The organism is Rothia amarae, assembly GCF_042677725.1.
Classification (GTDB): Bacteria; Actinomycetota; Actinomycetes; order Actinomycetales; family Micrococcaceae; genus Rothia; species Rothia amarae.
The window spans coordinates 31,065-56,206 of the sequence record NZ_JBHUCN010000003.1 but is presented as its reverse complement, the minus strand read 5'-3'; the positions used below and the strand labels follow the sequence as shown (position 1 = coordinate 56,206).

The following is a 25,142-nucleotide window of genomic DNA, read 5'->3' as shown; positions in this document are numbered from 1 at the left end:
CCTTATTTTTTATTCACCAGTGATTAGAGAATCTCTGCTGCTTCATCAAAGGAGAAGCGGGGGTTACGGTCATATTCTGGGAGGACGCCGTACCCCAGATTAACCGCCAAAAAAGCCTTGCGCTCGCCATCGGGGAAGAACTCCTGGGTGATACCCTCAAAATCAGCACCAGTCATAGGACCTGCAGCCAAACCTAGCGCACGCGTAGCGATGATGAAGTAACCTGCAGCAATAGATGAGGACAACAAACCGGACGAGTGGCGAACACCCTCATTGTCACGGAACATTTCTCGCATACCAGCAGCGCGAGGATTGAACTCGGGGAATCTTTCGGACCAGTTGGTGTCAAAGCTCAGCACAGCAGTCACCGGTGCTTTTTCGGTCTTTTCCCGGTTGGTTTCCACCAGGTGAGGGATGAGACGGGCGCGTGACCCGGTAAAGCATATGTAAGTTGACTTGGTTTGTCACTCCCACCTGGCATAATGAACAAATGACCTCTGCCGGCACTTTTCATAACTCGCTTCAGTATTTCTCTGCACCCACCCGCGAGTGGTTTACCGGGGCGTTCACCGCCCCTACCGCCGCGCAGGACGGCGCATGGCACGCGATTTCCGCTGGCAAACACGCGCTCGTAGTTGCACCTACCGGCTCGGGTAAAACTCTGGCGGCTTTTCTCTGGGCACTTGACCGGCTTCATATTCAAGAAAGTGCCCCGAACCAAAAAACCGGTACCAAGGTTCTCTACATTTCTCCGCTCAAAGCCTTGGGGGTGGATGTCGAACGCAACCTGCGCTCCCCTCTGATTGGCATCGCTCAAACCGCAAAGCGGATGGGCGCCGATGTACCGAATGTGACCGTTGGGGTGCGTTCGGGCGATACACCGCCTAAGGAGCGCCGTCAGCTCATCTCCAATCCCCCAGATATTCTCATCACCACCCCCGAATCTCTCTACCTGATGCTAACCTCGAAAGCGCGCTCTACGCTGGCGGCGGTTCATACGGTGATTATTGATGAGGTTCATGCTGTTGCCGGAACCAAAAGAGGAGCACACCTGGCGGTTTCGCTAGAGCGCCTGGATCAGATACTCGACCAGCCCGTGCAACGCATCGGTCTTTCCGCAACGGTAGAGCCGGTCGAAACCGTCGCGCGCTTTCTCGGCGGCGTCGCCCCGGTTGATATTGTGCAACCGCCCTCGGAGAAAAAATGGGAACTAACCATTTCTGTTCCTGTGCCCGACATGACCAAGCTGGGCGGCCCCAACACCTATGGCGAGGGCGAACAGTCAGACCCTAGCCGGGAGGAAAACAGCGAGCCAGTAGCTGGGGTGGGTTCAGCGGTGGGCGGCGCCTACGTCGACAAGCTGGCAGATCGCGCCCGGGTGCGCGTCAATGCATTTGAAACCGGCACCGAATTCCACGACGACGGCATGGTCAACAGCGATTCGCTACTGGAACGGGACGGTACCGCCCCGGACCAGCACTCCATACCTGCTGTAGACATCGATCATCTGACGCGCGGGCTTACTCTTGCCGACGCTATCGGGATTTTTCCGCAGGAAAACGCCCCTGCCCCACAGATAGAAATCACCCGCGCTGAGATTGAAGAATTCGACCCGGCAGAGCTCTCCCCCGCTGAGATAGCGCAAGAAGCAACGCCGGATACCAGTGGCTACCAGGCGTCTATCTGGCCGCACGTTGAAGAGAGAATTGTTGATTTGGTGGAGAAGTACCGCTCCACCATTGTGTTTGCCAACTCACGCGGTTTGGCGGAGAAACTGACCGCGCGTCTCAACGAAATTCACGCTGACCGTGAGGAAGCACGAGCGGCTATGGAGGGTTCCTCCGAAGATTCGGAGAAAGCCTCTGCATCCCCGCGAGTGACGTCCCCGCCGCAGAATATTTCCGAAGCTCTCAGCCAGGCGCTGGCGGCAAACGGTGGCGCTCGAATCGAACGTGAAGACGCCAAAATCAAGCGCCCACCAGCACAAATCATGGCGCAATCCGCCACTGCCCACAGCGCCCCGCCGCTCCTCGCGCGAGCGCACCACGGATCGGTCTCTAAAGACCAGCGTTCGGTAATTGAAGAAGCGCTCAAATCAGGTGAACTTCGCTGTGTGGTTGCCACCAGCTCCCTTGAGTTGGGCATCGATATGGGTGCGGTAGATCTGGTAATTCAGGTGGAATCCCCCGGCTCAGTCGCCTCTGGTTTGCAAAGAGTAGGACGCGCGGGCCACCAGGTAGGAGAAATTTCCAGAGGATACCTCTATCCCAAGCACCGCGGTGATTTGCTCAATGCAACGGTGACCGTTCAACGAATGCTCGCGGGCAATATTGAGCCGCTCTCTATTCCGCAAAATCCGCTGGATATTCTTGCCCAGCAAACCGTGGCTGCCTGTGCGCTTGGACCTATCGATGTGGAGTCCTGGTTTGAGGCGCTTCGCCATACCGCCCCCTTCGCCACCCTGCCGCGCAGTGCTTTTGAGGCAACCTTAGATTTGCTCTCGGGTAAGTACCCCTCCGATGAATTTGCTGAGTTGCGCCCGCGCGTCATTTGGGATCGCGATGCTGGCACGCTCGAAGGCCGTCCCGGTGCGCAGCGGGTGGCGGTAACCTCCGGCGGTACGATACCTGACCGCGGGCTGTTTCCCGTTTACATTGTGGGTTCAGAAGACTCCAAAGCCCCTAAACGCGTGGGTGAACTCGATGAAGAGATGGTGTACGAGTCCCGGGCGGGCGACGTCATCGCTCTGGGTGCTACCTCCTGGCGTATTGAAGATATTAGCCACGACCGCGTGAGCGTTACCCCCGCCCCTGGTGTGCCCGGCAAGCTACCTTTCTGGCATGGGGAGGGGCCGGGACGTCCGGTCGAACTCGGCCGCGCGCTGGGCCAGTTCACCCGTGAGCTCGCCGCAGAGATTCAGAGTGAGCCTGCTGCCGCTCGTCAGCGTGTAGAAGCTATCGGTCTTGACACGTGGGCTGCCGATAACGTGCAGGCCTACGTTCGCGAACAATCCGAAGCAACCGGGGCGGTGCCTTCTGACCAGCAGTTCATCGTAGAAAGATTCCGCGATGAAATTGGGGACTGGCGAGTCGTTCTACACTCCCCCTACGGCATGCCCGTGCACGCACCCTGGGCGCTGGCCGTCGGTCAACGAGCCGAAGATATGTTCGGCGTCAATGCCTCAGCAATGGCGGCTGACGACGGCATCGTGCTCCGCATTCCTTCCATCGAGGCGGAACCACCCGGGGCATCCCTGTTCTTCTTCGACACCGATGAACTCGAAAACATCGTCACCGAACGAGTAGGTTCCTCCGCCCTGTTCGCCAGCCGGTTCCGCGAAAATGCAGCGCGCGCCTTGCTTCTGCCCCGCCGCGACCCAGGGCGGCGAACCCCGCTCTGGCAGCAACGCCAGCGATCTGCCCAACTTCTGGACGTCGCCCGCAAATTCTCCAACTTTCCCATCATTTTAGAAACCGTGCGCGAGTGCTTGCAGGATGTCTATGATCTGCCTGCCCTAATGGACATCCACCGCAAAATAGACTCCCGCGCCATCCGCGTGAGCGAGATTGAAACAGAATCCCCCTCGCCTTTTGCGCGCACGTTACTCTTTGGGTACGTTGCACAGTTCCTCTACGAGGGCGATTCGCCCCTTGCAGAACGACGCGCGGCAGCGCTCACCCTTGACTCGGCGCTACTTTCCGAATTATTAGGGCGCGATGAACTGCGAGAATTGCTCGACGCCAACGTCATTCGCCAAACCGAAGCCCGCCTGCAGCACAGCGTGGCAGGCTACCGCTACCAAGGAGTTGAAGGCGCCGCTGACCTGCTACGTTTGCTCGGCCCGCTCAACGCCCATCAGTTAGCAGCCCGGCTGAGGGTCAACCGCTCTAGCGAGGAAACTGAAGAAGAACCCCTCACCTCAGAGCAGGCTGAAGCGTTTGCCCGCGAACTAGTTTCAGCCAACCGCGCTCTTGCCTTCACCCTTCATGGCACCGAACATTTTGCCGCCATTGAGGACGCCGCCCGCCTGCGCGACGGTCTAGGTGTGCCCCTCCCCATGGGGGTCCCTCTCGCTTTCCTCGAACCGGTCCCCCACCCCCTACACGATTTGGTGGGTCGCTACGCCCGCACCCACGCCCCCTTTACCACCGCCCAAGCCGCGGCGGCGCTGGGGCTGGGTACCGCCGTCGTCGAAACCACCCTGCGCGCCATGGCAACAGAACGCAGAGTCATTTCCGGCGAATTCTTGCCCGAAGAAATCCGCGCAGAACTAGCCCTTGCCCGCACCGGAACGGTCGAAGCAGCGGGCACCGAATGGGTCGACGCCGGTGTTCTACGCACCCTCCGATCCCGCTCGTTGGCAGCCCTACGCGCCGACGTCGAACCGGTTGCCCAACACATCTATGGGCGTTTTTTGCCCCCTTGGCAGCACGTACAGTCGTGGGAAATCACCGAAGAAACCTTTACACCCGGCACTTTTGGTACCCCGGTAGGAGGCAAAAAAGTCTCGGCAAAAGCCTGTGAAGACTCCATGCTCAGCGGATACGACGGGCTACTCACCGCGATCGACCAGCTGGCCGGAGTACGCATACCGGCATCCGCCCTGGAGCCCCTGGTTCTGCGCTCGCGGGTGAAAGACTACTCGTCCTCACTATTGGACCGCGCCTTATCCAGTGGTGATGTGCTGTGGGCAGGCGACGGCGAACTCGCAGGCGATGGCTGGATTACCCTCCACCTCACCGAAGCCGCTTCACTGACCCTCCCCTCCGATGGCGAACGCCAGGATAGGCTCTCCGAACTTTCCCCGCTAGATCGAGCGGTGTATGAGGTGCTCGGCGGTGGCGGTCTATTCTTCCAGCAGGTTCGCGAGGCGCTTTCCCGCTACACCGCAGAAGCTTTGCAGGCAGTAGAACCGAGTGCGAACCCCACCGAGTCAGGCGCAGGACACCCTGAGAATATGCCCTTTACGAGCTCCGAGGTCTCTGCGTCCCTCTGGAACCTCGCCTGGGCAGGACTGGTTACCAACGACACCTTCGCACCGGTACGCGCGCATCTCGCCGGCGGGCACTCGGCGCACAAACTTAAAAAGCCAGCACCAGCGCCGCGTGCTGCAGTACGCCGCGGTGCCGCGCGTCTTTCCGGCTCCCGCTTTGGTACCAACACCGGAATGAGCAGAAGGGGGCGGATGGGGTTGCTTTCTACCCCCGCCGATATGGTGTCTCCTACGGATTCAGGGCGATGGTCCCGGGTATGGACCGAAGAGCTGGACCCCACGATTGCCGCCCATGCCCGCGCCGAATTACTCCTGGACCGTTACGGCGTGCTAACGCGCGGCGCCGTGGCAGCAGAGGACACCCCCGGCGGATTCTCAGCGGTATATCGCGTGCTCTCTCTAGCAGAAGAAAAAGGAGTGGCGAGGCGAGGTTACTTTGTGGAAGAGCTGGGGGCAGCACAGTTCTCGACGGCGAACACGGTAGACCGCTTGCGCGCCTATGATCGGGAGGTAGAGAATCAGGGCGGCTCCACTCAAACAACACGAACGGTCGTTCTACTTGCGGCGACCGATCCCGCCAATCCCTACGGTTCAACGCTTCCCTGGCCTGCGCCGTCGTTACTGGGTCAAACCGAGCAAGAATTTACCAAACATAAACCGGGCAGAAAAGCCGGTGCGGTGGTGGTCTTGATTGACGGGCGGTTAGGAATCTACCTCGAACGAGGCGGACGAACCGTTCTACTCTTTAGCTCCGATGTGACCGACGTACGAGCGGCAGCCCCCTTGCTTGGTGAGCTGGTGCGACGCGGAGCAGCAGAGAAAATCATGATCGAAAAAGTCAACGGACTGGGAATCTTAGAAAACCTGGCACCTTTAGTTTCCACCCAAGAACAGGCTGTTGAGCCCCCGATGCACCCCATAACAGCACTGCGTCGAGGTCTAGAAGAAGCCGGGTTCTACGCTACCCCCAAGGGTTTGCGTATGCGACGGGAAATATAAAAGTGGCTCCTGCCGGTGCAGGAGCCACTTCATGGGGGATTTACGCTCTACAAATTGGGGGAATACTGTATAGACATAATGGATAACACAACGATGTTACCAGCCGGTAACTGATAAGCCAACCTATCTTCTGTCACATTATTTATAGAATGAAGCTTACTCAAAAGCTGCTCTAGGAGAACCCATGCCTGAAGGCGATACCGTATGGCGCCAAGCGCGTAACTTACACCGCGCTCTTACAGGCAGAACGGTGCACCACACCAGCTTCAGATTTCCCGATTCCGCCGAAATAGATTTAGCGGGAGAAACCATTCACGGCGCTTTTGCCCGGGGCAAGCACCTCTTCATCCGCATCGGCTCAATGAGCGTTCACTCCCATCTCAAGATGGAAGGTATCTGGCATGTCTACGGCACCGACGGCACCGGCAAACCCGCACGGTGGAAAAGACGGACGACGGAGGCACGCGCCGTCATCAAAGCGAACGCGCGGCTAGATTCTTCAGGAGTAGTAAGAGATGGCTCCTCACCGGTAGAGGCAGTCGGCTTTAACCTAGGAATGCTCGATGTGGTGCCCACCGAGCACGAAGAACGATTTGTTTCCCACCTGGGTCCGGATATTCTTGGCGCCGACTGGAATCTTGCACAGGCGGTAGAAAACATTCGCAAACGCCCCGAACGTATGATCGGCCCAGCCCTCCTCGACCAGAAAAACCTCGCTGGAATCGGAACTATCTACCGCGCTGAAACGCTCTTTCTTGCTGGCGTAGACCCCCGCAGCACCGCCGCCGCCGTGCCGGATTTGCCGCGCGTCGTCGAAATCGCTTCTCTCCTCCTCAACGCAAACCGCGCACGCCCCCTCCGGGTGACGCGCACCGTTGCTGAACCCCTATGGGTCTACGGTCGCAGGCGGCAAAACTGCTACCGTTGCACCTCACCGATTGTGCGCGAAGAACTGAGCGACCAAGGCACCGACGGCGAACGCTTCGGAATCACACCGCACCGGCTGGCCCAAGAGAACGATATTGCGCGCCTCTCCTACCGCTGCCCCACCTGCCAAGTACTCTTTAGGGAGTAGTTGGGCACGCTACCATAGCCCTATGGCCCGCCGTAGAAAAACACCCATCAGCAAACCCCTGCCCCAGGTAGAGGGGATAGATCCCGTGCATCTCATCATGCCGGAGCAGTACCCCAGCGAATACGCGGCCACCGATAAAACCTCGCCCACTCTGGCGGACTACCTCACCGCCAGGTTCTTCCCCCAAGACCCCCACTACGTACCTGCTCGCTTAGAACGCGGGGAAATCGTCGATGACTCCGGGACCCCCTATGCGCCACACTCCCCGTTTATCGGAGGAAGCTCAGTGTGGTACCACCGCGAACTATCTCCAGAACCAGATGTACCCTCTGACCTGCCCGTCCTCTTCGAAGACGAATGGATTTTGGCAGTTGATAAACCACATTTTCTTGCCACCACGCCCCGGGGTATGTTCGTCAAAAATACCGCCTTGGCAAATCTTCGGGTAGCACACGATCTGCCCGAGCTCTCCCCTGTGCACCGTCTTGACCGCGCAACGGCAGGAGTGCTTGTCTTCGCTAAAGTGCCCCCAGCCCGGGCGCCGCTCCAGATGCTGTTCGAACGCCGCAAGGTACGCAAAACCTACGAAGCGGTAACCCTGCCGATAGCGAACCTGAGCGAAGGAGACCAGCTGACGGTACGCTCGCGCATCGACAAAGAACACGGCCACATTCAAGTAGAACAAACTAACGTGCAGATTCTACCCGGTGAGCACCCGCCCCTAGCCCCTGAAACCCACGCGCAAAAACGGAAGCGCAGACAGTCCGGCCAAGCTTTCGACGGACTCAATGCAGAATCCCGCATCACGTGCCTGAGCATCTACGACCTCGATTCGGCGACCGTAGACATCACCGGACTAAACAACAGCGCCCGCCGATTAACCCACCTTCAACTCGAACCGCACAGTGGAAAAACCCACCAATTACGGGCACATCTGCTGGCAGCAGGTTCCCCTATTTTAGGCGACACCATCTACCCAGAATTACAGGAGCACGGCAACGATAATCCCGCTCTTCCCCTGCAACTTCTAGCGCGAACACTGGAATTTATCCACCCTTTAACCGGCGAAGACGTGATGTTGCGTAGCCAACGCACCCTCGCCCTCGCCCCGCCCCCAGGACCCGGCGTGCGATAGGCTAGAAACGAGTCCACACCAACATCAGAGGATAAAAATTGAGCACCGAACCTACTCGCCGCTCCCTGCACCAAGCGCCTACCGCCGCAGAAATTTCTCAGCTCCACCAAGAACATGCACGGAAAGTCAGCGACCGAGCTGAAACCGCCGGGCGGTCCATCCTCAGAATGTTCGGCAAAAAAGCTTTTGGTGTACCCGGAACCCTGCTCGGCGCAGTACAGATTCCCGAAACCCGCACCAGATTCACCCGGCTGGGTGAATGGCATTTCTGGTGGCAGGCACACCTGCTCGATTGCGCCATCGACGCCTCCCTACGCGCCCATCGCGAAATGGATTCAGCCACCGCAACCACCTGGTTTGAAACCGCCCAGGCAATCCTCCGCGGAATTCATACCCGCAACCTCGGTTCCTGGACCAACTCCTACTTTGACGACATGGCATGGCTGGCACTGGCGTCAGGCAGACTCAACGCCCTTGCCGAGATCCTCAACGGGCGCGGGCTTATTCAGGCACAAGACGCCGGGCGCGACCTATTCGTAGCACTCTCCAAAGGCGCCACCACAGACCTCGGTGGCGGTATGTTCTGGTCTACCCAAAAAGACTTCAAAAATACACCCGCCACAGCACCCGCAGCCCTTGCCTTCGCCCGCGGCGCGCAGGTGGGTCGCGCGTCTGCCCTCCTCAACTGGCTCGACACCAAGCTGTGGGACGCCGAGCGCAAGGTTTACCTCGACGGCATCAAAATTCGCCAAGATTCTGAAGAACTAGAATCGGCCCTCTACTCCTACAACCAGGGCCCGGTTCTCTCAGCCTTGCTGGAAGTTGCAGAAGCAGGCGGAGAACTTAACTTTGAAGTAAATCAGCGGATCTCGGACATCCTCGACGGTATCGAGCAGCACTTCACTGCAACCTTTGAAGTTTCCGCCGTCGAAAGGGTCAAGGTTCTCTCCACACATGGCGATGGCGACGGCGGACTCTTCAGCGGTATCCTCGCTCGGTACCTGGCGCAGGTAGCGCTGAGCGAGCAGGTCGCTGAAGAAGCGCGCTCGCGTGCCGGCGCTTTGGTCGTTCAAAGTGCCGATATTCTCTGGGAAGGGCGACGCGAGTTCGACCCCGATTTGCCCCTCAACGAGTACGGCATAGATGTTCGAGAAGTACGCGGTGAACCCACCGTTCTTTTCAGCACCGATATTGTGCGTCATGCCTCTGAGACTTTGGGTGTAGGTACTCCCGTTCAGCTCTCAAGCCAGCTCCAGGGGTGGATGCTTCTCGAATCCGCCGCGCGAGTACTGGCGGCGAGCGCTTAGTTTTTGGTTTCTCGGTTCTAGCTTCGAACGCGCAGTCGTTCTCTCAGCTCATAAGAAACCTCGTTCAACCCTGTGACTCTCACGCTCTTGCCTAAGGTCGCATATTTGGCGGCAATAGAATCGAGGGCAGATACGCTCGATGCGTCCCATATATGCGAATTGCTCAAGTCAATCTCCACTGCGCTGGGGTCTTCGGCGTAGGAGAATTGGAAATATAGATCGTTCGAGGAGCCAAAAAATAGCGGTCCGTTTACGCGGTAGAGGGCGTAAACGCCGTCCTGCTCCGCCGCGACAACGATCTCCCGGTCTACCGTGACGACGTGCGTAATTCGACGTGCGAAAAGCACCAACGCGCAAAGTACACCTACACCCACGCCCAGCGCTAGGTTGTGGGAAAATACCGTAACCAGAACGGTCATAGCCATGACGGCAAGTTCAGACCGGGGCATCGTGCGAAGGGTAGAGGGTTTGATTGAATGCCAATCAAAAGTACTCCAGGACACCAGAATCATTACCGCTACCAGCGCCGCCATAGGAATCTGCCCCACCAGGTTCCCCATAGCAACCGATAGAACTAGCACGAACACTCCCGCGCTAAAGGTAGAGATTCGAGTGCGAGCATGGCCGGTTTTCACGTTGATCATAGTCTGACCAATCATGGCGCAACCGCCCATTCCGCCAAAGCAAGCGGTCACGATATTGGCAAGGCCCTGCCCCCAGGATTCACGAGTTTTGCTGGAGTGGGTATCGGTGAGGTCATCTACGAGTTTGGCTGTCATCAGCGATTCCACCAACCCGACGAACGCAACGGCGAGCGCGAACGGAAAGATCGTTTTTAGAGTGTCCAGTGTCAGGGGTACACCAAGTGCAGTCAACTGCGGCAACGAATCGGGAAGGGCGCCAAAATCACCGACCGTGGGCACGCGGATACCCGCCAGCATGGTGAAGGCCGTGAGTAAGACGATGGCGACGAGCGGCGCGGGAATCATCGGGTGAATTTTAGGCAGACCAAAAACCAGCAGTAACCCTACGATGACAAGCGGGTAGACCAGCCACGGCACACCGATGAGCTGCGGAAGCTGGGAAGAAAAAATGAGTATGGCTAGTGCGTTCACAAAACCCACCATGACCTGACGGGGGATGAAACGCATCAGCTTAGCCACCCCGATCCCTGCCAGAACAATCTGCAAAATACCGGCAAGAAGCACCGCCGCAATCAGGTAAGGCAGTCCGTGACTTGCCATGAGAGGTGCGATGACGAGCGCCGTCGAACCCGCGGCACCCGATACCATGGCAGGACGCCCGCCGGTGATTGAGATGGTCACCGCCATCGTGAATGAGGCAAAAAGACCGACGCGCGGATCAACTCCCGCCACCACGGCAAAGGCAAGTGCTTCGGGAATCAGCGCCAGCGCCGTGACCAAACCTGCAAGTACTTCCACGGTGAGAAGTTTGGGACTTCTCAGCGTACGTACCACCGATTGACGTTGCTGGGGTGAAAGAGGCGGCGCAGATACCGAGGTGCTCATGAAATCCTTGAAAAGCAGATAGGGGTGAACACTTTTCAGGGTAGCAGTTGGGTTGAATACACCCGAATTGCCCACAAGCACAGCGAAGAACCGTGTGTGGTGGGCAGATGATGTGTTCTCGGCAGAACGGTCTTTACCCGGGCTGGACATTGTAGAATGGGCAGGTGCTCAATACAGAATTTTCTGACCCCACTTTTTCCTTTGAACTTGGCAACAGGCTAGCGGATACCGCCGATATCCCCGCTGCCCGAACCGACGCTAATGGCGGCGAGTTCCGTGGCCGCACCGGCGTCATTCATACCCCGCACGGTGATATCCAGACACCCGCCTTCACCCCCGTTGGCACCAAGGCAACGGTGAAGGCTGTTCTACCCGAGGCCATGAAGGAGTTGGGCTCGCAAGCACTGCTCGCTAACGCCTACCACCTGTACCTGCAGCCTGGCCCCGAGGTTCTCGACGCCGCCGGCGGTTTGGGCAAGTTCATGAACTGGGATGGCCCAACGTTTACCGACTCCGGCGGATTCCAGGTCATGAGCTTGGGTTCAGGATTCAAAAAGGTCATCGACATGGGCACAGTTGCAAACGCTGTGGGTGCCGATGGTCGACCAATTGGTGACGACGACGTCGCGACCGGCAAAGAACGCATGGCGCATGTGGACGACGACGGCGTGTTCTTCAAGTCTCATATCAACGGCGATATGCACCGCTTTACCCCTGAGGTTTCGATGCAGGTGCAGCATCAGATTGGCGCCGACGTCATGTTCGCCTTTGACGAGCTCACCACCCTCTACAACTCCCGCCCCTACCAGGAAGAAGCGTTAGAGCGTACCCGCTTGTGGGCGCTGCGTTGCATAGCTGAGCACCAGCGTCTAACCAAGGAACGCGTAGGCAAACCCTATCAGGCGTTATTCGGCGTCATTCAGGGTGCGCAGTATGAAGATCTTCGCCGTAAAGCATGCCGCGATTTAGGGTCGATGCCCTTTGACGGTTTTGGTTTGGGCGGTGCGCTGGAAAAAGAAAACCTGGGCACGATTGTGCGCTGGTGCAACGAAGAACTCCCCGAGAATAAGCCCCGCCACTTGCTGGGGATTTCAGAACCCGATGATATTTTCGTGGGTATCGAAAACGGTGTTGATACCTTTGACTGTGTCTCGCCCACGCGCGTTGCCCGTAACGCCGCAGTCTATACGCCCGAGGGCCGTGTGAACCTCACTAATGCGCGTTTCAAGACCGATTTCACGCCCATCTTTGAGGGCTGCGACTGCTACACCTGCGCCCACTACACGCGCGCCTACATTCATCACCTGTTCAAAGCGGACGAGCGGCTTTCGGCAACTTTGGCGTCAATTCACAATGAGCGGTTCATCGTGAAGATGGTGGACGACGCCCGCCTAGCGATCGACTCCGGCGACTACTTTGAGTACCGCGACGAGTTCGTGGGCAAGTACTACTCGAAAAAGGTTGCCCAGCTCAAAGCCCAGGAAGAGGCTGCGGCACGCCGAGCGCAGAAAGAAGCTCAACGCATCGCGGCGGCAGAAGCTCGCCGGGCAGCAAATCTCAAAGCTAAAGCTGAGGCGGAGGCACGACGCGCGGCGGTGGCAGAAGCGGCGCTTTTAGCTGAGGCGGAAGAGGAAACTGCTCAGAGCGAAGAGACTGCAGGCTAGGTTTGCCGTGACGATGGGGGACAAACACCCCTCCGGCTAGAATGGACTCTCAAACACAGCGAAAGGTTGCCTCATGGCTGATTTTCCCCTCGATAAGGTGTCGAAAAAAGAACTCCTGACCGTCAAGCACGATTTTCTGGCGGGGACCGATGAGTTGCTTGCCGCGTTTACCGCCGCTGACATCTTCAAACAGTGGTACGCCCCGGCTGGTTGGACTATCCAGGACGAACACTTCATTTTCGAACCCAAAATCGGCGGACGAATCCAGTTGTTGATGAAGCACGAATCCGGCCCGAACGTTTTTGCCCCTGTGTACCTACGATTTGAGTCCATCACCGATACGCTCCTGGAATTTACCGAAGCCATCGCCGGTCCCGACGGTCAACCCACCGAGCAGGAAATCGGCTGGAGGCTACGGATGGTGCCCGGAACAGTCGTCACCGACGACGGTGTAGGGGAGGGAACCACTCTGGTTCTGGAGTTGGGTCCGCTACCGGCGTCGGTTCATGAACAAGCAGCTAGCACTTGGCATGAATCGTTTGCTTCCCTAGAAAAAGTGTTGAAACCTCACAACTAGAGGCTCGCTACAGACGAAAGACCCAGCAATGGCTGAAGTACCTCCCTTCAAGATTGAAGAAGTCCCCGCAGAATTAGTGTTCGAAATCGAACACACTTTCAAGGCATCCGCCGAGCAACTTTTTCGCGCTTTCACCGAAAAAGACTTGCTCGTTCAGTGGTTCGGTCCCGAAGGATGGAGTGTTCCCGCCCAATCCGCTGAGGTTGATCCCCGCGTCGGCGGCGTCTGGAAATTCACCATGGTCAACAACGACGACCCGTCCATGACCAGCCCCTCCAACGCCGTGTTTGCAACCCTGGAGCCCAACAAGCTCATCGAAGGCATCGAAACCATGCCGGCTGCCGACGGCGAGGAGCCCGGCTACCTCTATATGCGCATCGAATTCAAAGAAGAGGGCGATAAGACTCACCTGAAGATTACCCAAGGCCCGCTCCCCACCGAGTATCACGAACCCGGTGCGCAGGGGTGGACGTCGTCCTTCAACAAGTTGCAGGCTCTAGTTTCTGAAATCTAAGAACCCCGCAGACTTGAATCGGATATAGAAAAAGCGGACCGTATGAAATACGGTCCGCTTCCCTCTATCTGCTCCACACTCAAAAGAGCTAGTTGCACCGAGGCCTTAGTGCAGTCCTACCTGCGCCGATAGTCCCGGGCAAATCGGATTACAGGAATCGCCACAGTATCTTTGCCCAGGTGCTCTGGGCTAGGTGAAACGATGGCACCCACCATACCGATAATCGCGCCGAGGATTGTTTCGAACATGCGGGTTGTGAGCAGTTCATAACTGGTGAATGGCGACGCCAAGTGCACCATAAACAGCGCCAGCGATGTAATAAAGATAGCCGCCAGCCCGTAGTTACGCATCACGAAAATCTCTGTGACGAACTGTGCAATCACAATGAGCACGGCAATGTGCCATGCATCGGGGTGCATCGAAATAAAGAACGCGGTGACCAGCACGCCCAAGATAGTGCCGATCATGCGGTGCACACCGCGCAGAATTCTTTTGGACATTGACGGCGCAGCCAGCACAGCAGCCGCAGCAACCATCGCCCAGTAGGCATGGGAAAGTCCCAGCAAGTTACCCGCCAAACCTGCAACCAGGGTGGTAATAAAGTTAGTCAGGGTCTGCGTTGCTACATTTTTATAGTTAAGAGAGGTGCGAATAATAGTGGGCACGCCCCTGCCTTCTCCCCAGAGCTGGCCCAAAATAACACCGAGTAAAAGCGAGAAACCGGCGGAGGCTGCGGTAAGAGACAAGTCGCGCACCGCCATCCCCGAATAGGGAATCGAAGCAATACCCGCCGAAGCAAAGATATAAAACAGCGGCCCCGAAGGTTTAAGGTTGAGTATCATCGCGATGTAGGCGCACACCGCCGCAAAAAACGAGGTAACAGCTACCAGCTGCCACCCTGCCACATGATGAGCAGAGAGAAACAGGCCAACTCCCACACACACCACCATCAGCACACCCGATGAGGTCTGCTGAATGACGCGCGGTAGTAGCGGCTGGTTTCTCCCGTAGAGCGCCGTAAACGCACCGAAAGCGGTGAAGATGGTAAGTTTCGGCTCCCCCATGAGCAGTAAAACCAGTAGCGGAATACCAACGCTGAGTGCAATACGCACGGCAGGCAGAGTGTCTCGGTGCCTTACCTGGGGTGGCAGTTGGAATAGTTCGCGGGCGTACTGGTTTTTTGGCACGTCGTTAGTGTTCTCCTCTTGTCTAGTTGATGAAGGATTCAAGCTCGGTTCGCTGCGCCTTATTCAGGCGGGTCAAGGTACCTGTGGTGGCGTTAAAAAATGCAAGCACTGTAGAGGCGCTGACGCACAAGGTACTGGTGTGGGGGTCAAAAACCCGGTAAGAAATAGTGAAGGAAGCAGCAGTTACCTCAGTGATAGCCACGTCTACTTTTACCTTAAGACCCCGGTAAGGCAAAGGCGAGTGGTATTTTGCGTGATGTTCGGCAATCAGCGCCTGGACGCCGTCGGGAAAGGTCTCGAAGAGGCGGACGCGCGGCCGAGGAGATTCCTCCACAGGCTCGCCCGATGAAGGCGGCATTCCAAAAACCGCCACGCGCGCTTCTTCCAAAATCTGAAACATGGTGACGTTGTTGACGTGCCCATAGGCGTCCATATCGCCCCAGCGGAGCGGAATTTCTACTTCGAATACGTTCTCAGCCATGGTTTCGAGTGTACTCGGGTTATTGAGTACCAGGGGCAAACAAATACGACCACGAAAATGCACTGTTGACCAGTTTTTGCTGGTCAGATGTGCACTTTCGTGGTCGCTTGTGAAGGAAAATTTACTCGGCTACCTGCGAGCTTGCCGCGCGCGCCTCAGCGAAGGCGTCGTCGTCCGGTGTTTGTACCTTGCGAATCACGGCAAAATAAACCATGGTCAGAATCAAGAAATAGACGATTCCTACCGTTGCGGGAGTGCTATTTCCCTGAGCTGCAAAGAGAGCTGCCCAGATAGCGAAAAGGAGCAGGATACCGACGGCGGCAGTACCGCGCCCACCCCACACCCGAAAGGCCGAAGAGTTGCCCTCCACTCGTTTGAACGCCATATATGCCAGCAGAATCAGAACCCACACGGTCAAAGCGGAAACCATGGTCAGGGTCATCATGGTTCCAAAAGCAGAACCGGGTTTGAAGACCGCGAGAACGATCGCCAGAATGACGCCGAGGGTCGAAACCCACATGGCGCGAGCGGGAATACCGTGGGAGGTGACCTGGGCAAGAGAAGAAGGAGCCATCTTGTCTGATGCCAGAGAGTGCATCAAACGAGTTCCCGCGTAGAGGTTTGCGTTAGCGGCTGATAGCGCAGCTACCAGCACCACCAGGTTAGTAATAGTTGCGATAGCGGGAATACCCAGTTCGGAGAAGACCATCACGAAAGGAGAGGTTTCTACTGTACCCTCTAGCTGAGCGGCTTGGCTCCAGGGAATCACAGAAACCACCACGAACATTGCCAGCACGTAGAAAGTAGCCAGGCGCCACATCATTGCCTTAGCGGAGGTTCGCACCGAACGGGCTGGATCTTTCGCTTCTGCTGCAGAAATCGAAATCATCTCGATGCCGCCAAAGGAGAACATCACGACTGCAAGTGAGAGCCACACTGAAGAGAAACCGTGGGGCATGAAGCCGCCGTCGTTGGTCAGGTTCGAAACGCCTGTTGCCGTATGTCCCGGTAGCCCGAAGAACACCATGCACAGACCCACGAGAATAAACGCGGTCAGCGCAATCACCTTAATGGACGAGAGGAAAAATTCCATAGTGCCGAAGTACTTTACGCTCCGCACATTCAGCAGAATAATCACCACGCCAAAAATCACGATGCCCACCCACAGCGGCAGTTGAGGCCACCAGAATTTCAGATAAGAACCTACTGCTACCAGCTCGATGCCGGTAATAATCATGGTGCAGGTCCAGTACGCCCAACGCGTGAGAAAGCCGGCGAAAGGCCCCAAGTACTTAGCAGCGATGGATCCGAAACCGCCGCGCACCGGAGTGTGCACTGCCATTTCGCCCGTCGCGCCACCGATGATGGCGGCAAGAATCGAGCCGATGGCGTAGGACAGGATGACGGCGGGGCCAGCAATTGCGATAGCGCCCCCAGAACCTAGAAAAAGACCGGTGCCTAGAGCGGAGCCGAGCACGATCATCGTCATCTGCCCGTGGGTCAAAGAACGCTGAAGACCGCGGGGCTCATCCTGTGGGGAGTGTGTGAGTTGAGAGGGCATTAAATCCTGCTTCACATTGTTTGAGTTAAACGCGCCAGCGGCGGATTCGAAGCTTTCACTCCGTATCCCGCCGCTGCCTAGCGAAATCTAACTTGAGTCTATCGCAGCTACCTGCGAGAGATTCTGCGGTTATTTCTTCTGAACGGTAGGAATTTGGGCAGTCATGGTCTTGGCTTCTGCAAAAGCATCATCGTTGGTGGCAATCTGCTTATTCACACCGGCAAAATAAATCACGGTAATCAGCAAGAAGAACCCGAGACCCACGGCAACGGAGGCGAGCATATCACCGATGAAGAACATTGCAACAAAGGTGGCAATCACGCCGATGAGACCGACGGTTGCAGTAGCAGCGCCACCCCAGACCGTAAAGGGTGATTTATTCCCTTCGACCTTCTTGAACTTTAGGTAGGAGATAAGGATCATCGCCCATACCACCAGCACACAGACGGTCACCAGTGCCATCATGTAGGTGAAGATTCCTCCTACACCGGAAATTGCCAGCACCACAGCGACGATTGCGCCGAGCGTCGAAAGGGCCAACGCTTGGGCAGGTACTCCGCGGCCATTGGTGCGTGCGAAGACGCGCGGTGCCATACGTTCTGAACCCAGCGAGTGAAGCTGGCGGGTTGCCGCGTAGAGCGCTGCGTTTGCGCCGGATAGTGCGGCTACCAGCACCACAAAGTTAGTGATTCCTGCGATGTATGGAATGTGCATCTGGGAAAAAACCATCACGAACGGTGAGGTTTCAATCTCATCCTTGAGGGTCGAAGCATCTCGCCACGGAATGAGCGCTACCACAACGAACAACGAGAGTACGTAGAAGAAAGCCAGGCGCCACATCATTGCTTTAGCAGCAGAACGCACTGAACGCACAGGGTCTTTTGCTTCTGCAGCAGAGACTGAAATCAGCTCAATTCCTCCGAATGAGAACATCACAATCGCCAAAGCCAACCAGATGGAAGAGAGCCCGTTGGGCATAAAACCGCCATCGGCATGCAGGTTAGTGAGCCCCGGGGGCGGAGTGTTCGGCAGTCCGAAGAACACCAGAATCAAACCGAAGATAATAAATACAACGACGGCGATGACCTTGATGGAAGAGAGGAAAAATTCCAAAGTTCCAAAGGAGTTCACGCTGGCGAAGTTCAATCCAACAATCAAAACTGCAGACGCAACAACCCAAATCCACAGGGGAATTTCTGGCCACCAGTAGGTCATGTACTGACCCACTGCAACGAGTTCAGCGCCGGCGAGGGGAACAGTGGTTGCCCAGTAGGCCCAGCGGGTGAGATACCCGGCGTAGGGGCTAATAAATTTACCGGCGATGGTGCCAAAGCCGCCGCGAACGGGGTAACGCACTGCCATTTCGCCGGCGCACGCGCCGATGATAGCTGCAATGAGCGAACCGATAGCGTAAGAGACGACGACGGCTGGTCCGGCAATGGCGATAGCGCCACCAGAGCCAAGAAACAGACCGGTACCGACGGCAAGCCCGAGGGCGATCATGGTCATCTGACCGTGTGAGAGGGAACGAGCAAGGTTTCCGTTTTGCTCTTCCGGTGCAGGTATGCTCACGGTTTCTTCTTTCTACAGACAAGTTCAAATGCTGTTAACGTATGCTACGCATCACATTTCTTGCCGACTAGAGACAGACGGGTTTTACTAAAGCGCAAGTGCTTATTATGCACTGAATGCCAATCTCCCCGCACTTTCGGGCAATACTACGCGACTTGTCCCGCGCATTTCACCTGAGTCTCACGAAGTAGACCGTTTTAGAGAGATGAACCGGCGAGCTCGCGTGGATAGGTGGGTTCATGGCGTTTAAACCAGCCGATGACAGGCACGGTAATAGGCATGAGGAGGAACTCAACCAGGCACTTATAGATATAACCCACCAGAACATAGTTGAGGTAGTCGCTAAATTGTGTAATTCCAAGAATAGGAGCTGCGATGGTGCAGAAAATAATGGTGTCTGCCAGCTCCCCCACCATGGTTGAGCCCACCAGGCGCCCCACCAAGAATCGTCCGGCAAAGCGCTTCTTCATAGCTACCATCACCCACGAGTTCAGTAACTGACCCACCACGAACCCCAGCAGAGAACCGCCCACGATGAGGGGCACTGGGCCGAGCACTGTCTCTAGCGCCGTCTGATTTTCATAGAAATCGGCTCCGGGGAGCTTAATAACAATCCAGAAAACCAGGCTGGCAAAAATCGCTGCGCCAAAACTGAAGAATATGGTTTTGCGGGAACGTGAAAAGCCGTAGATTTCAGCAATAACGTCGCCTATCACATACGCCACCGGGAAGAGGAAGAAACCACCGTCGGTCAAAATCGGCCCAAAGGCCACAGCTTTGGTCGCGCCGATGTTCGAGAGAATCAAAATGATGGCGGAGGTAGCTAGCAGGAGGTCAAAATACGTTCGCGAAGGACGCGCGTAAGTAGGAGCGGGCGTAGAAACAGGCGCAGAGCTGTTCTGAGAGTCAGACACAGTTCACCTTTCGCAGTAGGTCAACAAGAGAAAGCTCGTCTGCCACCCGAGCCGTTTTAGCATACCTGAGAGAAAGGGCTCGTCAAAGGCGGTGAGAGTCTATGCGGAGTAAATAATGGAGGTCGGTTCGTGCACTCCGGAAAGAAAGTTCTCACCCCTATCGCTTCAGCCCGGCACAGCGTCGGCAAGCGGTCCCTCTTGCCTGCTTCGAAAGAGGCTGGCACTGTTTCATTCATTTACCTCTTATGTGCTCGCGAGCTCGCACTCGGCAAACTCATCTCAGAAAGGCAATTCACGCCAGACCCGGCCAGCTTGCCTCCCGCTGCGCCGGGCTGAAGGCAACAACCCAGCGAGATAGCACCTTTTATTGATTGATCTGCCGCAACGCATCGAAGGGAGCCTTCGACTGCACGCGCTGCTCAATACCTGCGGTCACGAATTCTTTAGCTTTCTTCGCAGCTTCCAGCGGTGCAGCGCCCTTGGCCAGTTCAGCAGCAATAGCCGCAGCGAGAGAACAACCGGCGCCAGCGACTACAGCGCCTTCGCCCACCTTAGGGGTTTCAAGAATTTCGAGGATTTCGCCGTCGTAGAAGACATCAATCGCGTTATCGCCATCGAGACGAATCGAACCCTTAGCAAGAACAGCGGCAACTGACTTTTCGTGAATGAGTTTGGCAGCTTGCACCAGGTCATCCACGTTTTCAATCTTTTCCATGCCGGAGAGGGAAAGGGACTCAAAGTGGTTGGGAGTGATGAAGGTTGCCAGCGGCAGGATGTGCTCTTTGAGAGCATTATCGGTATCCAGCGCAGCGCCGGGCTCCTGGCCCTTACAAATCAGGACGGGATCAAGCACTAGGTTCTTCGGCTTGTCCTCCTTCAGGAACTTCGCCACGGTCTCAATGGTTTCGGGGGTGCCGAGCATACCAATCTTGACGGCGTCGAGGTCGTAGGCGGCGTGGGCAGCTTCGAGCTGATCGTGGATGGTCTGCGCAGGAACCGGCATAAAGCGGTGTCCCCAGTCGTTCTTGGGGTCGAAAGATACGATGCAGGTTAGAGCCAGCGATCCAAAAACACCCAGTGCCTGGAATGTTTTAAGGTCTGCTTGCGCGCCGGCGCCACCGGTAGCTTCGTTGCCTGCAATGGTCAGTACAAAAGGAGGATTAGTCATAGTGTTCATTAAACTCCTCTGGTACTGATTTACTCAATATCCCCGTCATCAAAGCCGCAAACTGAGAACTCACTGACACTTTGTGAGAAACCGTCACCAATTACTGACACCGTGAGATAAAGTGTCATTATGCCTAGAATTTCAGCTGCCTCCAACGCCGCCCAGCGCGAAAACACCAAACGAGCTATTCTCGATTCCTTTGGGCGTTTGCTCTACACGCGCGGATTGCCCGGTCTGACCATGACCGACGTCGCGCGTAACGCTGAAATTGGCCGCACCGCGGTCTACAACTACTTCGCAGATATGGGCGAACTACTAGTCGCCTACGCCATGGATGAGACCGACAAGTTCCTCAAGGATCTCGAAGAAGGGCTAGAAGGAATCACTAACCCCATCGACAAGCTGGCGGTTTACATTCGGCTAGAAATCGAACGTCTTTCGGTTCACCATATGCCGCCGGGACCAGCTATGCGCTCGGTGCTCTCCCCCGAATCGTTTGCGCGCCTCGGTAAGCATGTCAGTGAACTGCAGCGGGTTCTCTCTCAGATTTTGAGTGAATCGATGACGCAGGGGTATATTCCTACCGCCGACATCGCCAGCATGGCAAAGCTCGTACACGGCTCTCTTGCAGCCTCAGCAGATCGCACCGATGAAGCGCCCGACGCCGCCGCGCGTCAGCAACACATCGATTCCACCATTCGCTTTATTCAGATGGGTCTGGGGGCACAATTCGACGCCGACGGCAACCCCTCCCGCCTCGATGGACGCCGCGAACAGTTTTTGAGCGCCGTTTCCTAATCTAAATCCTGGAACGTCAGCTAAATCTCTGCGCCAATGAACTGAGATTAGCTGGCCAAAAGTCCGGGATGAAGTTTATCCAAGTCCAGTACTCTAGCGTACATAATTGCGCGGCGATGCAGGGCTGTGCGAAGAGCGCGGTGAACGCCGTCCTCCAGGTAGAGATTGCCGCCAAACCGCACCACATGTGGAAAAAGATCGCCATAAAAAGTGGAATCTTCATCCAACAGTGTTTCTAAATTCAGATTTTTCTGCGTGGTGATGAGTTGATCTAAACGCACCTGCTCGGGCGCTATCTTGCCCCATGCCTGCAAAGACAGTGCATGGTCGGGGTAGGGGCGGGAATCACCAACAGCCTTGAAAATCATGGGTTTATCTTACTACCCCATCTACTGACCAGGTTTCCCCCGCCCCTCTTCTACGCCGTAAAGCCCTTAGGCAAGTACCCCCACAGGTTTAGGAGAGTATGAGGGGAAGATTTGGGCGATTCGAGCGTCGTCGATACCCAGCCCCTTCTTCATGACTTCAGCTGCTACCGAGCGGTAGTCGGTGCTAATCATGTTGTCCTTATCCTGGCTGTTCTTCAAGCCGGCCCAGGTGCCGCCGGCAATTTTGCCAGTTGCTTTACCTGAGAGGATGAAGGAGAAGTTACCCGCGCCATGGTCGGTGCCCTGTGAAGCATTTTCTACAGTGGTACGGCCGAACTCAGAAACGGTCATGACAACAACCTTTTGCATACGTACTGAGCCCATGTCTTTGTAGAAAGCTCCCAGTGAGTCGCCCAGTTCTTTCGCCAGCACGTTCACACGATCTTTCTGACCGCGGTGGGTATCCCAATCGCCTTGATCCACGGTAACCACCTGCACGCCTTTGTTCGCTTTGAGAATCTGAGCGACGTCCTTCATACTCGGACCCAAACCAGTCTTGGGGTAGACCGCACCGTTCTGGGGCTGGTAACCCGACTTGGCTAGCTTCTGCACCTCACCCATCGCGTTCAAGGTCTGCTGAGCAGTAGCACCCAGGGCACCTCCCACAGACTTAGCGATACGCTGTGCGGTGGCGTTGATGGTGTCCTTATCGTTCATCACCGTTGCCGGCTTAAACTCAGCAAAGCTGTTAATCGCCAGAATGTCCTTATCAGCACCATAGAACGCACCGGCTACTCGTGATGCGTGGGAAAACGCACGGAACTGCGACTGGTTATCGGTGGTAGTGTCCAGCAAACGGGCTAGCCAACCGGTCTTGTACTGCACCGGTGCCGAGCGATCAACCTGGGTGTAGTTGGTGAAGTGTGAGCGCGTATTGTTATCGATACCCACTGAGTGAACGATTGAAAGGTCACCCGCAACCCACGCTTCACGCAAGCCCTTCATTTCAGGTGCCAGCATAAACGTATTGTTGAGCACCTGAGCGCCACTCATGGAAGGGGTTTTGCGGGTGGTTTTACGGTTTGCGGTGTAGTACTTGTCGTTATAGGGGGTCACCAGCGAAAGCCCATCGGCGCCACCGCGCAGGTAAATGACAACCAGCACGGTACCATCGCCCAGCGGTGTGTCTGCGTAGGCGTAGCGGGGATGGATTGATTCACTGAGCATCAGCGAGCTTAAAGAGAGGACGCCAACACCCGCTCCGCTGAGCAGGGTACGGCGCGTAAAGCCGCGGCGTCCTTCTTTTTTCTGCATACGTTCCAGCGCGATTTGGTTCGCCCTGGTCATTGAACTAACGGTCTCACCGGTTTCGGTATCTACCAGAAAGTTCCGGCTGTCATCGCCGGAGTGGTGGTGAACCTGGTGGAGCGAATCGTCTTTAAGAAAGAGGGTGTTCAGGGGTTGCATAACAAATCCTTAGAGTACGGTGCGTACTGCAGTTATCGGTAACTGCTTCATCGAGAAGTAAGACAAGAGGCGGGCCAGTTGCTACTAGGCAACTAGAAGGTGAGGGGTGAGAAGTACCGCTTCTACCAGTCGGTAGACTTCACCTTCGTTCGCAATAACTTCGTTGCCTGCGTTACGAGTTTCAGCCGCCTGAACGCTATTGCGCGTGACGGCATAGACGGCTATAGAGTTCACGATTTCGGTGTTGTTCGCCGCGTACCCGGTGAGGTATTCGAAGGTCTTCCGCGCCGCATCTTGAGCGGTGGTCTTGCCCAGGGTGATACCGATTTTGTCTGACCAGACGATGGTGTTGGCCCAGCGTCTCATGGAGGAGAGGTCGGATGCACCGTCCCACTTCGAAATGTAATCGGTGTAGCGTCCAAATTGGGTGAGCATTCCGTAGTTCACTGAGTTAATCCACGAATCCGCATCCAGGGAGTATCCGTTGGTTGCTGGTGCATCAAAGGGAAGCCCGCAGTTGTATTTCAAGGTCATGAACATCTTGTACAAGACCTTGTCGATGGCAGAGGTATCCGAAAGATTATGGGTGCCTTTGAGTTCCAGCTTTCCTGATGCCATCAGCGAACACAGTACTTCCCAGGGGCGGCGGATGGTTTTACCGCCGGAGTTAAGGAACTCAGAAGACGTAAACAGCTCACGCAGGACAGGGCGGATAGCAGTATCGTTGGCAACGTAGGTGGTCGCCAACCGCTGCGCAAGTGCCTCATAGTTCTTATCTTGGCCTACGAAGAACTGGATGAGACGGCGGGCGATGCGCAACCCGGTATAGCGGTCATGTGCCAGGTAATCGGTCAGTTCCCGAATAGTGCGGTACATGTCTGCGGCCGTTGAACCACCGTTGCGGAAAGTCTTTCCGACAACCTTGATAGGACCAAAAATATGCAGGTCGGGTCGTGCCTCTTTGAACTCATAGTTGGTGTTACCGCCCAAGCCAGTGAGCAACTTTGCCACGTTAATGACGTCGGTTTGGGTGTATCCCTTTTCAGGGCCCCAGCTGTGCAGTTCCATGAGCTCACGACCCATATTCTCGTTGAGCGCATACCGGTTGTTGGTGTTGTTATCCAAGAACAGCGCCATGGTCTGTGAGCAAGTCATGTTGTAGAGAAGGTCTGAATATTTGCCCAGAGCACCCTCGAACAAGATACCTACGTAGTCGTGGTATCCATTAGGAGCCTTTTCGATGGTGACAGCCAACATGTCTGCCCAGAACTGCGCCATCTTGCCTTCGAGATGCTTATTGGAACGCCAGAGGCGGTGCAGGGCAGACTGCAACACGTAAACGCTGACGTCGTAGGGGTGGTTTTTAGCACCGCGCTGGTAGGTATCCCAGAAGTTTTTATCGCGGGTTTTACCACCGGCGGGCTTGATAAAAGTAGAGGGGAAGAGTGCTTTACGTTCAGTTTCATAGCGAGCGCTCTCGCTGATGCGCTCGGGGTAAAGTTGCTGTTCGACCCAGGCGGAGGGCCCAATTTTTTCGATGTACTGAGCTAGCTCGCGGCTAGGTGCAGTTGCGAGCTTACGAGCATAAAACCAGCCGGTTGAGCTGGCCAAAGTTGTTCCGGTCAAATACGGGGAGACGAAGTCCATGGTGTTCTTCGGCCTTTGCACTAGGGAATGATTGGCCTCTAAGGGATGCGATATGTGAGGTGCTTTGAGTACCTCAAGTAACGAGAGAAATGATGATTCACTTCGAGGGGATAACCCGATATACCCAAAGCGCTTGAAACGATACCGCATTTGGCTTTGACTAGGGCGCTTATCCCATTAATGGGG

Annotated in this window: 19 protein-coding genes; 8 read left to right on the top strand and 11 right to left on the bottom strand. The window is 56.1% G+C overall.

The features are described from left to right. Nucleotides 1-23 precede the first annotated feature (23 nt). On the bottom strand, nt 24-404 hold the full coding sequence (locus ACFR81_RS01190; RefSeq protein ID WP_343876309.1) for a nitroreductase family protein: 381 nt from the start codon (nt 402-404) through the stop codon (nt 24-26). 86 nt (nt 405-490) lie between these two features. On the opposite strand from ACFR81_RS01190, the gene ACFR81_RS01185 reads away from it, so the two are divergent. From ACFR81_RS01185 to ACFR81_RS01170, 4 genes are all read left to right on the top strand, one after another. Further along, nucleotides 491-5,992: a DEAD/DEAH box helicase gene (locus ACFR81_RS01185; RefSeq protein WP_343876328.1), complete on the top strand. Its 5,502-nt coding sequence runs from the start codon at nt 491-493 to the stop codon at nt 5,990-5,992. Between the two features lie 184 nt (nt 5,993-6,176). Next, entirely contained in the window at nt 6,177-7,067 is an 891-nt protein-coding gene (locus tag ACFR81_RS01180; RefSeq protein ID WP_343876308.1) for a DNA-formamidopyrimidine glycosylase family protein, read from the top strand. Next, nucleotides 7,015-8,202, top strand: coding sequence for a pseudouridine synthase (locus ACFR81_RS01175; RefSeq protein ID WP_238397963.1), 1,188 nt, complete (start codon nt 7,015-7,017; stop codon nt 8,200-8,202). Before ACFR81_RS01180 ends, ACFR81_RS01175 begins: the two co-directional genes overlap by 53 nt. A gap of 38 nt (nt 8,203-8,240) precedes the next feature. After that, nucleotides 8,241-9,509 carry a glycoside hydrolase family 76 protein gene (locus ACFR81_RS01170; RefSeq protein WP_343876307.1) on the top strand — a complete coding sequence of 423 codons (1,269 nt, stop codon included), beginning with the start codon at nt 8,241-8,243 and terminating at the stop codon, nt 9,507-9,509. 17 nt (nt 9,510-9,526) lie between these two features. On the opposite strand, the gene ACFR81_RS01165 is transcribed toward ACFR81_RS01170, so the two are convergent. Further along, on the bottom strand, nt 9,527-11,038 hold the full coding sequence (locus tag ACFR81_RS01165) for a SulP family inorganic anion transporter (protein WP_343876305.1): 1,512 nt from the start codon (nt 11,036-11,038) through the stop codon (nt 9,527-9,529). 164 nt (nt 11,039-11,202) lie between these two features. On the opposite strand from ACFR81_RS01165, the gene tgt reads away from it, so the two are divergent. The 3 genes from tgt to ACFR81_RS01150 all read left to right on the top strand — a co-directional run bounded on the left by tgt (nt 11,203) and on the right by ACFR81_RS01150 (nt 13,793). After that, nucleotides 11,203-12,702 (top strand): tRNA guanosine(34) transglycosylase Tgt, encoded by a 1,500-nt coding sequence (tgt, locus tag ACFR81_RS01160; RefSeq protein ID WP_343876304.1) that lies wholly within the window; start codon nt 11,203-11,205, stop codon nt 12,700-12,702. Between the two features lie 73 nt (nt 12,703-12,775). Beyond that, the gene (locus tag ACFR81_RS01155; protein WP_343876303.1) at nt 12,776-13,279 is read left to right on the top strand and encodes an SRPBCC family protein; all 504 of its coding nucleotides are present in this window, start codon (nt 12,776-12,778) and stop codon (nt 13,277-13,279) included. A gap of 28 nt (nt 13,280-13,307) precedes the next feature. Continuing rightward, nucleotides 13,308-13,793: an SRPBCC family protein gene (locus tag ACFR81_RS01150; RefSeq protein ID WP_343876302.1), complete on the top strand. Its 486-nt coding sequence runs from the start codon at nt 13,308-13,310 to the stop codon at nt 13,791-13,793. Nucleotides 13,794-13,909: 116 nt separating this feature from the next. Here the strand turns inward: ACFR81_RS01150 and ACFR81_RS01145 are convergent, their stop codons facing one another. From ACFR81_RS01145 to ACFR81_RS01120, 6 genes are all read right to left on the bottom strand, one after another. Beyond that, complete coding sequence (locus ACFR81_RS01145) at nt 13,910-14,980, bottom strand: FUSC family protein (RefSeq protein ID WP_343876301.1); 1,071 nt, start codon at nt 14,978-14,980, stop codon at nt 13,910-13,912. Nucleotides 14,981-15,002: 22 nt separating this feature from the next. Then, on the bottom strand, nt 15,003-15,461 hold the full coding sequence (locus tag ACFR81_RS01140) for an acyl-CoA thioesterase (RefSeq protein WP_343876300.1): 459 nt from the start codon (nt 15,459-15,461) through the stop codon (nt 15,003-15,005). 121 nt (nt 15,462-15,582) lie between these two features. Then, complete coding sequence (locus ACFR81_RS01135) at nt 15,583-17,022, bottom strand: amino acid permease (protein WP_068168480.1); 1,440 nt, start codon at nt 17,020-17,022, stop codon at nt 15,583-15,585. Between the two features lie 129 nt (nt 17,023-17,151). Further along, on the bottom strand, nt 17,152-18,531 hold the full coding sequence (locus ACFR81_RS01130) for an amino acid permease (RefSeq protein WP_190618757.1): 1,380 nt from the start codon (nt 18,529-18,531) through the stop codon (nt 17,152-17,154). 260 nt (nt 18,532-18,791) lie between these two features. Next, on the bottom strand, nt 18,792-19,508 hold the full coding sequence (locus ACFR81_RS01125; RefSeq protein WP_068168487.1) for a queuosine precursor transporter: 717 nt from the start codon (nt 19,506-19,508) through the stop codon (nt 18,792-18,794). A 364-nt stretch (nt 19,509-19,872) separates the two neighbouring features. Beyond that, nucleotides 19,873-20,685, bottom strand: a complete 813-nt coding sequence (locus ACFR81_RS01120; RefSeq protein WP_377148593.1) for a hydroxymethylpyrimidine/phosphomethylpyrimidine kinase — start codon at nt 20,683-20,685, stop codon at nt 19,873-19,875. A 120-nt stretch (nt 20,686-20,805) separates the two neighbouring features. Between ACFR81_RS01120 and ACFR81_RS01115 the strand changes: the two genes are divergently transcribed. Continuing rightward, a complete protein-coding gene (locus ACFR81_RS01115; protein WP_343876296.1) occupies nt 20,806-21,474 on the top strand; it encodes a TetR/AcrR family transcriptional regulator in 669 nt (222 codons plus the stop codon). Between the two features lie 47 nt (nt 21,475-21,521). On the opposite strand, the gene ACFR81_RS01110 is transcribed toward ACFR81_RS01115, so the two are convergent. The 3 genes from ACFR81_RS01110 to ACFR81_RS01100 all read right to left on the bottom strand — a co-directional run bounded on the left by ACFR81_RS01110 (nt 21,522) and on the right by ACFR81_RS01100 (nt 24,956). Further along, a complete protein-coding gene (locus ACFR81_RS01110) occupies nt 21,522-21,842 on the bottom strand; it encodes a type II toxin-antitoxin system VapB family antitoxin (protein ID WP_151145954.1) in 321 nt (106 codons plus the stop codon). A gap of 66 nt (nt 21,843-21,908) precedes the next feature. Further along, complete coding sequence (locus tag ACFR81_RS01105) at nt 21,909-23,309, bottom strand: DUF1501 domain-containing protein (protein WP_343876295.1); 1,401 nt, start codon at nt 23,307-23,309, stop codon at nt 21,909-21,911. An 84-nt stretch (nt 23,310-23,393) separates the two neighbouring features. Then, the gene (locus tag ACFR81_RS01100) at nt 23,394-24,956 is read right to left on the bottom strand and encodes a DUF1800 family protein (protein ID WP_343876294.1); all 1,563 of its coding nucleotides are present in this window, start codon (nt 24,954-24,956) and stop codon (nt 23,394-23,396) included. Nucleotides 24,957-25,142: the final 186 nt, after the last annotated feature.

Bases quoted from the DNA above. Each gene is read 5' to 3' on its own strand.
- ACFR81_RS01185 (WP_343876328.1), top strand. From the start codon at position 491: ATGACCTCTGCCGGCACTTTTCATAACTCGCTTCAGTATTTCTCTGCA.
- ACFR81_RS01180 (WP_343876308.1), top strand. From the start codon at position 6,177: ATGCCTGAAGGCGATACCGTATGGCGCCAAGCGCGTAACTTACACCGC.
- ACFR81_RS01165 (WP_343876305.1), bottom strand. From the start codon at position 11,038: ATGAGCACCTCGGTATCTGCGCCGCCTCTTTCACCCCAGCAACGTCAA.
- ACFR81_RS01155 (WP_343876303.1), top strand. From the start codon at position 12,776: ATGGCTGATTTTCCCCTCGATAAGGTGTCGAAAAAAGAACTCCTGACC.
- ACFR81_RS01150 (WP_343876302.1), top strand. From the start codon at position 13,308: ATGGCTGAAGTACCTCCCTTCAAGATTGAAGAAGTCCCCGCAGAATTA.
- ACFR81_RS01140 (WP_343876300.1), bottom strand. From the start codon at position 15,461: ATGGCTGAGAACGTATTCGAAGTAGAAATTCCGCTCCGCTGGGGCGAT.
- ACFR81_RS01135 (WP_068168480.1), bottom strand. From the start codon at position 17,022: ATGCCCTCTCAACTCACACACTCCCCACAGGATGAGCCCCGCGGTCTT.
- ACFR81_RS01130 (WP_190618757.1), bottom strand. From the start codon at position 18,531: ATGACCATGATCGCCCTCGGGCTTGCCGTCGGTACCGGTCTGTTTCTT.
- ACFR81_RS01120 (WP_377148593.1), bottom strand. From the start codon at position 20,685: ATGAACACTATGACTAATCCTCCTTTTGTACTGACCATTGCAGGCAAC.
- ACFR81_RS01115 (WP_343876296.1), top strand. From the start codon at position 20,806: ATGCCTAGAATTTCAGCTGCCTCCAACGCCGCCCAGCGCGAAAACACC.
- ACFR81_RS01110 (WP_151145954.1), bottom strand. From the start codon at position 21,842: ATGATTTTCAAGGCTGTTGGTGATTCCCGCCCCTACCCCGACCATGCA.
- ACFR81_RS01105 (WP_343876295.1), bottom strand. From the start codon at position 23,309: ATGCAACCCCTGAACACCCTCTTTCTTAAAGACGATTCGCTCCACCAG.
- ACFR81_RS01100 (WP_343876294.1), bottom strand. From the start codon at position 24,956: ATGGACTTCGTCTCCCCGTATTTGACCGGAACAACTTTGGCCAGCTCA.